Here is a 13,076-nt window from a genome sequence, read left to right on the forward strand (position 1 = left end):
AAGGAGTTGGTTTTAAATGGAAACAAAAAAAACCCCACTATATGATGAACATGTAAAACTTGGTGGTAAGATTGTTGATTATGCAGGATGGTTTCTTCCTGTGCAATATGAAGGAATTTTGGCTGAACATGAAGCAGTAAGAACTAAAGCAGGAATGTTTGATGTGTCTCATATGGGTGAAGTAATGGTTAGAGGAAAAGAAGCTTTAAACTATTTACAATATTTATTGACAAATGATATTGGGGTATTAGAAAACAACCAAGTAGTATATACCTTTATGTGCTATCCTGATGGTGGTGTAGTAGATGATTTATTAACATATAAAATTAATGATGAAGAATTTTTATTGGTTATTAATGCATCAAATGTAGATAAGGATTTTAAATGGATGCAAGATAATGTAAAAGATTTTGACGTAGTAGCAGAAAACATATCTGATGAAGTTGGGGAAGTTGCACTTCAAGGACCAAATGCTGAAAAGATACTTTCTAAATTGACAGATGAAAATCTTTCTGATATCAAATTTTTCCATTTCAAAAAAGATATAATTGTAGCTGGTACTAAATGTTTAGTTTCAAGAACTGGATATACAGGTGAAGATGGATTTGAAATTTACACATCAAGAGAAGGAATTGTAAAAGTTTGGAATAGCATATTAGAAGCTGGAGAAGAATATGGAATTAAACCAACTGGACTAGGATGTAGAGATACTTTAAGATTTGAAGCAGGACTTCCACTTTATGGTCATGAAATATCTCAAGATATATCTCCAATACAAGGAGGATTTAAATTCTTCGTAAAACTTGACAAAGATGACTTTATAGGAAAAGATGCATTGGTTTTACAAAATGAGAACCTTACAAAAAAAGTAGTAGGATTTGAATTGTTAGGGAAAGGTATTCCAAGAGAAGGATATGATGTAGTTGTAGATGGGGAAAAGATTGGATATGTAGCAACAGGATATTTTGCTCCAACTCTAAAGAAAAACATAGGGACAGCTCTAGTAGATATTGAATATTCGAAAAAAGGAACTGAATTTGAAGTTATGATAAGAAACAAACCTGTTAAAGCTCAAGTAATAGATAAAAGATTTTATAAAAGAAAATAAATTTAAAAAACAAAATAAATTTTAAGGAGGTAATTTTAATGAAAGTTTTAAAAGATTTATTGTATACAAAAGACCATGAATGGATAAAGGTTGATGGAAATAAGGCTTATGTAGGAGTTGCAGATTATGCACAAGATCAATTAGGAGATATTGTATATGTAGAATTGCCTGACGTAGATGATGGATTTGAAATTGAAGAAGCTTTTGGAGCAGTTGAATCTGTTAAGGCTGCTGCAGATATATATATGCCAGTTGGTGGCAAAGTATTAGAAATAAATGAAGCATTGGAAGATGATCCAAGTTTATTGAATCAAGATCCTTATGAAAATTGGATGATATTGATTGAATTGAGTGATGTAAGTCAATTAGATGATTTAATGAATGCGAAAGATTATGAGAAATACCTTGAAGAGGAGGCATAATATGTATCCTTACATCCCTAATACAAGTGATGATGAAAAGAAGATGCTCGAGACTATCGGAGCCAAATCTATAGAAGATCTTTTTAATGATATTCCAGATGAAGTAAAGTTAAATAGGCCTTTAAACTTAGAAAGTTCAAAATCTGAATTAGAGGTTAGAAATATACTTACGAAATTGTCAAAGGAAAATAAAACTGTAAATGATCTTACTTGCTTTTTAGGGGCAGGAGCTTATGACCACTATATACCATCAGTAGTTAATCATGTTATATCTAGAAGTGAATTTTATACATCCTATACACCTTATCAAGCAGAGATAAGCCAAGGAACTCTTCAATATATATTTGAATATCAAACTCTTATAGCTAATTTGACAGGTATGGATGTTTCAAATGCTTCACTATATGATGTAGGTTCTGGTTTAGGAGAAGCGGCTATTATGGCTACAAGTATTACTAGAAAAAATGAAATAGTTGTTTCTAAAACTGTTAATCCAGATGCTATAAGAGTACTTAAAACTTATGCTCATGTTCAAGGAATGAAAGTCATTGAAATAGATGATTTGGATGGAACTACTAATTTAGAAGAATTAGAAAAAAATGTAGGTGAAAACACAGCTGCAGTTATGGTTCAAAATCCAAACTTCTTTGGAATAATAGAAGATGTAAAAGCTATTGAAGAAATAACTCATAAGCAAAAGAAAGCTATGCTTGTTGTAAGTGTAGATCCTATATCATTAGGTATATTAAAATCTCCTGGTGAATTAGGAGCAGATATTGTTGTTGGAGAAGGGCAGCCTTTAGGAATACCACTTAGTTTTGGTGGACCTTATTTAGGATTTATTGCAACTACACAAAAACACATGAGAAAATTGTCAGGAAGAATTGTAGGAGAATCCGTTGATGTAGATGGAAACAGGGCTTTTGTACTTACACTTCAAGCGAGAGAACAACACATAAGAAGAGAGAAAGCATCTTCCAATATTTGTTCCAATCAAGGAATAAACACTCTTGCAAGTGCTGTATATATGGTTGCTATGGGCAAAAAAGGATTAAAAGAAGTTGCTGTTCAAAGTACAGCAAAAGCTCATTATGCGCATAAGAGCATGATAAGTACAGGAAAATACAAACCATTATTTGACAAACCTTTCTTTAAGGAATTTGCTATAACAAGTGAAATACCTGGAGAAAATGTAAATGAAGCATTGCTTAAGGAAGATATACTAGGAGGTTTCCTATTAAATAAATATTATCCCCAATATGAAAATGGAATTCTCTATTGTGTTACAGAAAAGAGAACCAAAGGTGAAATTGATAAATTAGTAAATGTATTGGAGGGGATAAAATGAAAAAGTATGATAAGTTAATTTTCGAACTTTCAACACCAGGGAGAGTAGGGTATACTCTTCCAGAATTGGACGTAGAAGAAAGTGATATCAATGAATTTATTCCAACCGAATATTTAAGAAGTGAAGAACTTAATTTTCCAGAAGTAAGTGAAGTAGACATCATAAGGCATTATACCAATTTGTCAAATAAAAACTATGGAGTTGATACGGGATTTTATCCATTAGGTTCTTGTACAATGAAATACAATCCGAAAATCAATGAAGATATGGCAAGACTTGATGGATTTACAAATATTCATCCTTATCAACCAGAAGAAACAGTACAGGGAGCATTGAATCTTATGTACAATTTGGAAAAATCCTTATGTGAAATTACTGGAATGGAGAGGGTTACACTTCAACCAGCAGCAGGTGCTCATGGGGAACTTACTGGTTTGATGCTTATCAAAGCATATCATGAAAATAGAGGAGACACTAAACGTACTAAAATAATAGTACCAGATTCAGCTCATGGAACAAACCCAGCTAGTTCAGTAATGGCAGGATTTGAAGTAATAGAGATAAAATCCAATGAAAATGGATTGGTAGATATAGAGAGCCTAAAAGAGGCTTTGAGTGATGAAGTAGCAGGTTTAATGCTTACTAATCCAAATACATTAGGCTTGTTTGAAAAGGATATAAAAGAAATTGCAAGACTTGTTCATGATTGTGGAGGACTACTATATTATGATGGTGCCAATGCCAATGCAATCATGGGTATCACAAGACCTGGAGATATGGGTTTTGATGTAGTTCACTTGAATTTACACAAGACTTTTTCTACACCTCATGGTGGAGGAGGACCAGGAAGTGGACCAGTAGGAGTTAAGAGTCAATTGGTTGAATTTTTACCTGTACCTATAGTAGAAAAAGATGGAGATAGATATTATCTTGAATACGATATACCAAATACTATAGGGAAAGTTAAAGATTTCTATGGACATTTTGGAGTATTGGTAAAAGCCTATACTTATATTTTGACTATGGGCAGCGATGGACTCAAGAAAGCTAGTGAAATGGCTGTATTGAATGCCAATTATTTAGCAGCTTCATTGAAGGAAGACTACTATCTTCCAATAGAAAGAACATGTAAGCATGAATTTGTGCTAGGTGGTTTAAAAGAAGAAACTTTAGATGTAGCTACTCTAGATGTAGCTAAGAGACTTCTTGATTTTGGTTTCCATCCACCAACAGTATATTTCCCACTTATTGTTCATGAAGCTATAATGGTTGAGCCTACAGAATCAGAAAGTATAGAATCACTAGATGAATTTGTAAAGGCTATGAAAGAAATAGCTAAGGAAGCTAGAGAAAATCCAGAGATACTGAAAGAAGCACCTCATGATACTCCTGTAAGGAGAATAGATGAAACGAGGGCAGCGAGAAATCCAATACTTAAATACGAAGGGTAGGTGTTTTCTTTGCAGAAAAACATAGCAGTTATAGGAGCAGGCCCTGGAGGATATGTAGCAGCTATTAGAGGAGCACAATTGGGAGCAAATGTATATTTAATAGAAAATAGAGAAGTAGGGGGAACATGCCTCAACAGAGGCTGTATCCCTACTAAAACATATTTTAGAAATGCTGAAATAATGACTACTTTAAAAAACAGCGAAGAGTTTGGAATAAGTGTAGATAATTATCAATTGGACGGGAAAAAACTTCAGAATAGAAAAAATGAAATTGTCGGCCAATTGGTAGGCGGTATTGAAAAGTTAATTGAGTCCTATAAAAATATAGAATTCATAAATGGAAAAGCTAATTTAAAAGATAAAAATACAGTTTCAGTTAAATTGTGTAGTGGAGAAGAACGAGAAATAAAAGTATACAATATAGTTATTGCTACAGGTTCTAAACCTACTATGACAGAGACAAAGGGTATAGAATTGGAAGGAGTAATCACTAGTGATGAACTTCTTTCTATGGAAGAAATTCCAGAAACCTTGATAGTTGTAGGAGGAGGGGTTATAGGAGTTGAGTTTGCTAGTATCTACAATGGTCTAGGTTCTCATGTAATACTTTTAGCTTCTAGAATGCTAAAAAATGCAGATAAAGAAGTTCAAAAGAGAATAACTCCTCTTTTAAAAAGACAAGGTATAGAAACATATGTAGATATTAGAGCTAAAGAGATAATCAAAGAAGGAGACAAATTAAGAGTAATAGCAAAATATAAAACTAAAGATAAGGAAATAGAAGTTGTAGGAGATAAGGTTCTTGTTGCTTCAGGAAGAGGGCCAGTAGTAGAAGATTTGAACTTGGATGGTGTAGGAATAGAATATGGTCATAAAGGAATTCATGTAAATGAAGACTTTGAAACTAATATTGATGGAATCTATGCTATAGGAGATGTAAATGATGTAGGTGTACAACTTGCCCATGTAGCTTCCAATCAAGGTGTATATGTGATGGAAAAAATAATGGGTATTGAACCTGTAATCAATTTAGATGTATGGCCAAATTGTGTATTCTGTATACCAGAGGTAGCTCATGTTGGAATGACAGAAGAAGAAGCAAAGGAAAAGAATATTGACTATAAGGTTAGTAAATTCTTATTTGGTGCCAATGGAAAGGCTTTAACATTAGGAGAACCGGATGGATTTGTTAAAGTCATGGCAGATGAAAAGAATAAAATAATAGGAGTTCATATAATAGGGCCTCATGCCAATGATTTGATTCACGAAGGAGCATTGGCTATTTCAAATGAATTAAAAGTTGAAAATATAGCTAAGACAATACATGCTCATCCAACTTTGAGTGAAGCTTTTTATGAAGCTACACTAGGATTAGAAGGACAGGCAATTCATATGGCTCCCCCTAGAAAAAGATAGCAGATTTCTGCTATCTTTTTCTTTTTGAAATATCATTTTATATTTCAAGGTTTTTTTGATAAAATAAGATTAAAAGGATCAGGAGGGGACATATGGATAAGAAGATAATGATAGTTATATCAATAATCTTTTTCATCATTTTTTTGAGTCTGGCTTTTTCAATAAAGGATGTTGATAAAGGTGTATTATTTGATGAAAGCATAATGGAATGGATTCATAAAAATATAAATTCTAATATGACTATAGTCATGAAGGGAATTACATTTTTAGGCTCTACATATTTTTTTATGATAGCAGGAGCATTGATTTTATTCTATTTTATTAAAACAAAACACTATGAGGGAATATTTCCACTATTATTTTCAACTATAGGAAGTTTTTCTTTAAATGCTATTTTAAAACATATATTCACAAGAACAAGACCTATTGAATATTTTCTTATACATCAAGGAGGATATAGTTTTCCCAGTGGGCACGCTATGGTTTCTATGTCTTTTTATACAACTATGACTTACTTAATTGTAAAAAACAAAAAATATAAAAATAAAAATTATTTATTTTGGATACTAAACTTTTTAATAGTAGGACTTATTGGCTTTAGTAGAACATATTTAGGAGTCCACTGGCCTACAGATGTATTGGGGGGATATATGATGGGATTTTTAGTGTGCTTTTTTACTATCTTTTTATTTAGCCATAAAAAGAAAGAGGGATTTTGATTATCCCTCTAGTTGAGTATTTCTCTTTCTTGTTCCCTTATGAATTGATTTGTATACAATCTATAATAGTATCCTTTCTTGTTCAATAACTCATGGTGAGTCCCTACTTCTATTACTTGACCTTTTTTTATAACTAGAATCTTATCAGCATTTTTTATGGTAGATAATCTATGAGCTATGATGAAACTAGTTCTTCCTTTTAGTACCTTGTGGATTGTATCTTGTATTATCTTTTCTGTTTCTGTATCTATAGATGAAGTTGCCTCATCAAGTACAAATATTTTAGGATTTCTTAAAACTGCTCTTGCAAAGGATATAAGTTGCTTTTGACCTGTTGATAAAAGGTTTCCACCTTCTCCTACTTCTGTATCATATCCATCATGAAGTTCAACAATGAAATCATGAGCATTTACAAGTTTGCTAGCTCTAATGATATCCAGTTCACTGGCTTCAAGGTTTCCGTACTTTATATTGTCTTTAATAGTACCACTGAAAAGATGAGGAGATTGAAGTACATAACCTAAGTTTTCATGAAGCCATACTTGAGGTCTTTTTTTATAGTCAACGCCATCTATGAGAATTTCTCCTTTAGTTGGTTCATAAAATCTACAGAGAAGGTTCACAATAGTACTTTTTCCTGAACCTGTTTCTCCCACCAATGCTATAGTTTCTCCAGGATTTACATGAAGATTAAAGTTTTCAAGGACTTCTTCTCCATTTTTATATGAAAAAGATACATTTTTGAATTCAATTTCTCCATTGATACTAGGCCAATCTTCTTTTTTGGGATTCATAAAGTCTCCGTATTTTTCTATAACTTCTATACTATCTTCAATTTCTAAATCTTCATTTATAAGAGAAAATACTCTTTCGGCAGAAGCTTGAGCCGATTGAAGTTCAGCAAATATAGCAGCTAATTCTCTTACTGGTTCAAAAAACTGTATAGTATAGTTAACAAATATAACAAGAGTTCCATAACTTAATGTATTTGAAAGAACACTTTTTCCTCCAAAATTTAGGGCAAGGGAGGTACCGATACTTCCTAAAAGAAGAATTATAGGTAAATACAATGAAGATATAATCACTGCCTTTACAGAACTATCTCTCATTTCTCCTGTTAAATTTGTGAATTCTTCTAAATTTTGTTCTTCTCTTACAAGAGTTTTAGTAGTCTTTGCTCCAGAAATGTCCTCGTTGAAAGCACCAGTTATTCTTGAGTTTATCTTTCTTACCTTTCTATAGGCAGTAAGTATTTTTTGCTGAAAATAAACACTGATTATAGCCAAAGGTGGTATTACAGAAAGAGTTATAAGTGCAAGCTTCACATTTAGGGAAAACATGATGACTATTATAGTTATCATCATAGTTACGCCCCAAACAAAATCCACCAACCCCCAAGATAGAGTTTCACTGAGTCTATTTATATCGGAAGTCATTCTTGCCATTAACCATCCTACTGCTCTATTGTCATAATAGGATAGGGAAAGAACTTGCAATTTTTCAAATCCTATCTTTCTTATATCATAGGCCATGCCTGTTTCTATTCTACCAGCAATAGATATGAGAAACCATGCATTTATTGCTTGAATAAGGACTAGAAGTCCATATTTTATAGCAAAAGTTTTTAGTCCATTTGTAGTGCCTTTCATAACAAAATCGTCTATTGCTTTACCATTCATCAGTGGGAATATAGCATCTATTGCTCCTACTCCTACCATTACTAATGCTAATATAAAAAAGTATTTTTTATATGGTTTTGCATAGACTAAAAAATTTTTCCAAAAAGATAAATCTATTTTTTCACTGTATTCCTTTTCTTGCATATCTTCCACGATGTCACCCCCATTAGTTAACACTTACATTTTCCAAATTGTCTTCAAGGGAATTTTGTATTTCATATACCCTTTTATATAAACCTTCTTTTTTTAATAGTTCTTCGTGATTTCCTCTTTGTACTATTTTCCCTTTATCTAATACAAGAATCAAATCTGCCTCTTTTACAGTAGAAATTCTGTGAGAAATAATTATAGTAGTAGATTTGTTTTTTCTTCCATTTAGAGCTTCTCTTATAGAAATATCAGTTTCAGTATCTACAGCACTTAGTGAATCATCAAATACAACAATAGGGCATTCATTTATTATGGTTCTTGCAATTGCTATACGTTGTTTTTGACCTCCTGACAATGACACACCTCTTTCTCCAACGGCTGTATCATATCCTTTGTCAAAACACATGATATCTTCATGAATACTAGCTATTTCAGCAGCATCTAGTACCTTTTTATCTTCTATATTTGGATTTGAAATTTTTATATTTTCTTTTATGGTTTTAGCAAACAGAAAAGGTTCCTGTAGTACTAATCCTACATTTTTTCTAATCCACTTTTTATCAATAGTATTTAATTCTCTTCCATCTATTTTTATAGAGCCATTATTATATTCATAAAGTCTTGGAAGAAGATGAACTAATGAGCTTTTTCCAGAACCAGTAGGCCCTAGTATAGCAACAGTTTCACCAGCGTTTATATCAAAAGAGACTCCATTTAATACAGGTTTCTCCTTTTCATATTCAAAACACACATTCTCAAAGGAAACATTTCCTTGTATTTCAGGTTTTTCATGATTTTCTTCAAGTATTTCCATAGGTTCATTCAAAACTTCTTCTATACGACCTACAGCAACTATAGATTTTCCCATATCTGTAAGTATTCTTCCCATTTGTCTTACAGGCCATAAAAGCATACCTTCATAAGTTGTGAATACCACCAATGTACCTAAAGATATGTGACCTTTTGCTGCCCACAAGCTACCTAGAACCAATACAGCACCTATTTGCATCATACAGATAAAGTCTGAAATAGCCCAATACCACGCCAATAGCTTAATTAATTTATAAACCAGATCTTTATATTTTTCATTTTTTTCATTAAATTTTTCAATTTCATACTTTTGTCTTGCAAAAGCTTTAACTACTCTTATACCTGTTAAGTTTTCTTGTAGTACTGTAGAAAGTTTACCTTCAGCTTCATCAGCCTCTAAAAAAACTTTCTGAACTTTTGAGAAAAAAACAAAAGCAAATATAAATATTATAGGTACTACAGCCATAGAAACTAGAGCCATTTTTACATTGAGATTGAACATTATATAAGAAACAAAAACCAAAGTAAAAATTGCACCACCTATTTCCACCAATTGAACTGCTAAAAATCGCCTTATAGTTTCTACATCTGAGCTACATCTTTGAATCAAATCTCCTGTATCTGCTTTCACATGATATTCATAAGGTAATCTTTGTATATGATCATATAATTGCTCTCTCATATTTTTGGCAGTGTTTTCAGAAGCTTTACTTGACAGTGTATTTTTCAAATAAAGAAATAAACCTCTAAAAATAGTTAAAATTATGAGTGCTATACCTATAATCCATAGATTGTTTCTTAAATACTCTTTACCTCCTAAAAAATTTATAGTTTTAATCATCCTAATAGAACTTATTTCTTTGCTTCCAATAATAGAGTCAATAGTAGTTTTCACTAAAAGAGGGCCTATTACTGTAAAAAATGTAGCAAGGACGATACTTACAATACTCATTGCATAAATAAATTTGCTACCTTTCATGAACTTAAAAATCGATTTTAATCCTTTCATTCTATCCCTCCTGTCAAAAACAAAATAGCCATGGGCTATTGAAATAAAAAATACTATGCCCATGGCTATAAATATGCAAAACTCACCAATATCTGTTTTGGTAAAAATAAACAGTATAGAATTGCATAAAAAAACCATAGGCAACCACACCTATGGTTTTTGATATTTCTAGTAAATTATGTATTTAATCAAAAACGATCATAGGTCGTGGATTTACATTTCGAACTTAAATTTTCTTTGATTAGTATACTGCACATTATTATCATCAACACGACCTCCTTTATTATTTAGTATATCTATAAGTATATTCACATTTTTGGTAATATTCAACCATTATTTTCATTTGTAACACAATTGTAATATAATAAAGTAATTATTCAAATAAAATAAGTAAATAAAAAGGATATTTATAAAAAACGTGGAATATGTTAAAAATAAGGATTAATAAGGAGGATTTTTATGCTGAAATTAAGTGGAAATAGAGTATATCTTTCAACTCTTGAAAGAGAACATTGTCAAAAATTATGGAATGATTTTGAATATGATTTTGAGGCAATGACTGAACCTTTGAATATTGGTCACTCCGTTGTCAAGGCAGATAAGTGGTTCGATGAAATACAAAATGATCAAGGAAGTAAGCATATTCGTTTAGGAGTATTTTTGACTGATGGAATTCTAATAGGAGATATTGCACTGCAAGATATTGATTGGACAAATCGTTCATGTACTGTTGGATTAGGTATTTCAAAAATTGAAAATCGTTCTAAAGGTTATGGAGCAGAAGCGGTAAAGATTATTTTAGAATATGGGTTTAATAATATTGGATTAGAACGAATTGCTGCAGATACTCTTGAACAAAATAAAGGAGCACAAAGATCTTTAGAAAAGGCAGGCTTTGTGCTAGAGGGGATAGAGCGAAAAGCAGTATACTTTGCAGGAAGAAAATGGGATAGATTAAATTATGCTATACTAAGAGAAGAATTCAATAGTTCTTCAAAGGAGGTATAGTATGAAAATTGTCTATGACAGTTATGATTCTCCATTGGGAAGGATATATACAGTAGTAGATGAAATAGGAGTCAGGAGAATAGTACTTTTTGAAGAAGAATGGTTAGAATATACAAATAAAAATAATGATATTGTACGGAATAACAAACTGTGTAGTGATGTTATAAAAGAGCTAGATGAATACTTTAAAAAAAAGAGAAAAGAATTCCAAATACCATTATCCATAGAAGGTACAGAGTTTAGAAAAAGGGTATGGAGTGCCTTGAGAAATATCCCTTATGGTGAGATCAGGAGCTATTCACAAATAGCAGAAGCTATTGGAAATTCTAAAGCTACAAGGGCAGTAGGACAAGCTAACCGAGACAATCCACTTCCTATAATCATACCTTGCCATAGAGTTGTAGGTAAAAATGGAGATTTGGTAGGATATGCTGGAGATAAAATATATATAAAAAAGTTTTTGCTTCAACTAGAAGGAAATGAAATGTGTGACATAATTGCATTTGAAGATGTCCAGATTAGATAGTTATATGCATAAAATTACAAGGAGGTATGCAATGGAAAACAATATTTGGTCAGAAAATATACAAGGTATTCTAATGCTTGATTTAAGTAGAGAAATGAGATTTAGAGATGATAGGAAAGACTTATTTTTGAATATTCTTGGACTTAAAGAAGGAATGACAGTACTTGATATTGGTTGTGGTCCTGGTGCAATAACCAGAAAACTATCCAGTTGGTTAGGTAATAAATCTAAAATAATAGGCATAGATAGAGATACAACATTTATAAACTATGCAAAAGAAAAAGCAAGAAAGCAAAATATATACAATATAAGTTATATAGAAGGCGATGCACTAAAACTCCCATTAGAAGATAATTCAGTAGATGCTTGTATATCACATACTGTAATAGAACATGTTCCAAATAAGGAATTCTTGTTAGAACAAAAAAGAGTTTGCAGGCCAGAGGGACGAGTTTCAGTGATGTATGCTAGACCAGATAAATATATTAAAACTGAACCTGAGTTTTTACCAAAACAAAGTGAACGTGAAATGGAACTTTTAGATAAATTGTTTAAAGAAACAGATGACGTTTTTAAAAAATATAATGTTGCAAAATATGCGGTTGACCCTGTAGAATTACCTGAATTGTTTGAAAAACTTGGTTTTAAGGAAATTCAAGTTGATGGAATAGCTATTCCTATAGCTACTGATGATGCAAGAAATAGCTATAATGAAAAAGTTGCAATAGTTGAGGTACAAAAAAAGCAATTATTAGAAGTTATAAGTATGGGTTTACATCAGAATAAAAATGGACTATCAGATGAAGAAGAAAAAGAATTAAAACAATTGATTGTAGAAAGGTTTGACAAAAGAGTGAAATTGTTAGAAGAAGATAAAAACATTTGGGATTATACTATTGCGTTATTACAAATAGTTTCAGGAATGGTTGTTTAGAATATAGAATTATAATTAGATCAAGATTCACTTATAGATAACTTTAAGGAGGGGTTAAAATAACAAATAAATATAAAGATACAATAAAATATTGGGGCAATAAAACAGTATACCTAAAACTAATTAAAGTTACTTAAAAACATTGCATATTAAATAGGTTTATACTATACTTTATAAGTAAGAGGTGATTATTATAAAACTTACTATAAAAGAAGCAAGTGAATATTTAGGAGTTGCAAAATCAACTCTAAGAAGATGGGAAGATGAAGGGAAGATAAAGCCTGAAAGGACAGCTGGAGGACATAGAAGATACGATAAAAGCACACTTATTAGTTTAAAAAACAAAAAAGAAAATAAAAAACTAACCATTGGATATTGTAGAGTTTCTTCATCAGATCAAAAAGAAGATTTAGAAAGGCAAATTAAAACAGTAAGTGATTATTGTAGTGCAAGAGGATATCAATTTAAAATAATCAAAGACATAGGAAGTGGCTTA

At 31.5% G+C, this 13,076-nt stretch carries 12 protein-coding genes; 10 read left to right on the top strand and 2 right to left on the bottom strand.

Annotated features, from left to right (window positions below; translation table 11 throughout):
• Positions 1-16 precede the first annotated feature (16 nt).
• The 6 genes from gcvT to BUA21_RS13375 all read left to right on the top strand — a co-directional run bounded on the left by gcvT (position 17) and on the right by BUA21_RS13375 (position 6,464).
• Positions 17-1,108: a glycine cleavage system aminomethyltransferase GcvT gene (gcvT, locus tag BUA21_RS13350; protein WP_072745339.1), complete on the top strand. Its 1,092-nt coding sequence runs from the start codon at positions 17-19 to the stop codon at positions 1,106-1,108.
• Between the two features lie 38 nt (positions 1,109-1,146).
• Positions 1,147-1,530, top strand: a complete 384-nt coding sequence (gene gcvH, locus BUA21_RS13355; protein WP_072745340.1) for a glycine cleavage system protein GcvH — start codon at positions 1,147-1,149, stop codon at positions 1,528-1,530.
• A 1-nt stretch (position 1,531) separates the two neighbouring features.
• On the top strand, positions 1,532-2,878 hold the full coding sequence (gcvPA, locus tag BUA21_RS13360) for an aminomethyl-transferring glycine dehydrogenase subunit GcvPA (protein WP_072745341.1): 1,347 nt from the start codon (positions 1,532-1,534) through the stop codon (positions 2,876-2,878).
• Positions 2,875-4,329, top strand: a complete 1,455-nt coding sequence (gcvPB, locus tag BUA21_RS13365) for an aminomethyl-transferring glycine dehydrogenase subunit GcvPB (RefSeq protein ID WP_072745342.1) — start codon at positions 2,875-2,877, stop codon at positions 4,327-4,329. The genes gcvPA and gcvPB overlap by 4 nt, the downstream gene beginning before the upstream one ends.
• Before the next feature lie 9 nt (positions 4,330-4,338).
• Positions 4,339-5,745, top strand: a complete 1,407-nt coding sequence (lpdA, locus tag BUA21_RS13370; protein ID WP_072745343.1) for a dihydrolipoyl dehydrogenase — start codon at positions 4,339-4,341, stop codon at positions 5,743-5,745.
• A 92-nt stretch (positions 5,746-5,837) separates the two neighbouring features.
• On the top strand, positions 5,838-6,464 hold the full coding sequence (locus BUA21_RS13375; RefSeq protein WP_072745344.1) for a phosphatase PAP2 family protein: 627 nt from the start codon (positions 5,838-5,840) through the stop codon (positions 6,462-6,464).
• An 8-nt stretch (positions 6,465-6,472) separates the two neighbouring features.
• Here the strand turns inward: BUA21_RS13375 and BUA21_RS13380 are convergent, their stop codons facing one another.
• Positions 6,473-8,287 carry an ABC transporter ATP-binding protein gene (locus BUA21_RS13380; RefSeq protein ID WP_084604310.1) on the bottom strand — a complete coding sequence of 605 codons (1,815 nt, stop codon included), beginning with the start codon at positions 8,285-8,287 and terminating at the stop codon, positions 6,473-6,475.
• 22 nt (positions 8,288-8,309) lie between these two features.
• Positions 8,310-10,112, bottom strand: coding sequence for an ABC transporter ATP-binding protein (locus tag BUA21_RS13385; RefSeq protein WP_072745350.1), 1,803 nt, complete (start codon positions 10,110-10,112; stop codon positions 8,310-8,312).
• 459 nt (positions 10,113-10,571) lie between these two features.
• Here BUA21_RS13385 and BUA21_RS13390 point away from each other — a divergent pair, with 459 nt between their 5' ends.
• From BUA21_RS13390 to BUA21_RS13405, 4 genes are all read left to right on the top strand, one after another.
• The gene (locus BUA21_RS13390) at positions 10,572-11,120 is read left to right on the top strand and encodes a GNAT family N-acetyltransferase (protein WP_072745345.1); all 549 of its coding nucleotides are present in this window, start codon (positions 10,572-10,574) and stop codon (positions 11,118-11,120) included.
• Position 11,121: 1 nt separating this feature from the next.
• Positions 11,122-11,646 (top strand): methylated-DNA--[protein]-cysteine S-methyltransferase, encoded by a 525-nt coding sequence (locus BUA21_RS13395; RefSeq protein ID WP_072745346.1) that lies wholly within the window; start codon positions 11,122-11,124, stop codon positions 11,644-11,646.
• 31 nt (positions 11,647-11,677) lie between these two features.
• Positions 11,678-12,580, top strand: a complete 903-nt coding sequence (locus tag BUA21_RS13400) for a class I SAM-dependent methyltransferase (protein ID WP_072745347.1) — start codon at positions 11,678-11,680, stop codon at positions 12,578-12,580.
• A gap of 184 nt (positions 12,581-12,764) precedes the next feature.
• The coding region (locus tag BUA21_RS13405; protein WP_143147174.1) for a MerR family DNA-binding transcriptional regulator at positions 12,765-13,076 on the top strand (312 nt) is incomplete at its 3' end.

This window comes from Sporanaerobacter acetigenes DSM 13106 (genome assembly GCF_900130025.1).
GTDB classification, from domain to species: domain Bacteria; phylum Bacillota; class Clostridia; order Tissierellales; family Sporanaerobacteraceae; genus Sporanaerobacter; species Sporanaerobacter acetigenes.

Bases quoted from the DNA above. Each gene is read 5' to 3' on its own strand.
- BUA21_RS13395 (WP_072745346.1), top strand. From the start codon at position 11,122: ATGAAAATTGTCTATGACAGTTATGATTCTCCATTGGGAAGGATATAT.
- gcvPB (WP_072745342.1), top strand. From the start codon at position 2,875: ATGAAAAAGTATGATAAGTTAATTTTCGAACTTTCAACACCAGGGAGA.
- BUA21_RS13375 (WP_072745344.1), top strand. From the start codon at position 5,838: ATGGATAAGAAGATAATGATAGTTATATCAATAATCTTTTTCATCATT.
- BUA21_RS13380 (WP_084604310.1), bottom strand. From the start codon at position 8,287: ATGCAAGAAAAGGAATACAGTGAAAAAATAGATTTATCTTTTTGGAAA.
- BUA21_RS13385 (WP_072745350.1), bottom strand. From the start codon at position 10,112: ATGAAAGGATTAAAATCGATTTTTAAGTTCATGAAAGGTAGCAAATTT.
- gcvPA (WP_072745341.1), top strand. From the start codon at position 1,532: ATGTATCCTTACATCCCTAATACAAGTGATGATGAAAAGAAGATGCTC.
- BUA21_RS13390 (WP_072745345.1), top strand. From the start codon at position 10,572: ATGCTGAAATTAAGTGGAAATAGAGTATATCTTTCAACTCTTGAAAGA.
- gcvH (WP_072745340.1), top strand. From the start codon at position 1,147: ATGAAAGTTTTAAAAGATTTATTGTATACAAAAGACCATGAATGGATA.
- BUA21_RS13400 (WP_072745347.1), top strand. From the start codon at position 11,678: ATGGAAAACAATATTTGGTCAGAAAATATACAAGGTATTCTAATGCTT.
- gcvT (WP_072745339.1), top strand. From the start codon at position 17: ATGGAAACAAAAAAAACCCCACTATATGATGAACATGTAAAACTTGGT.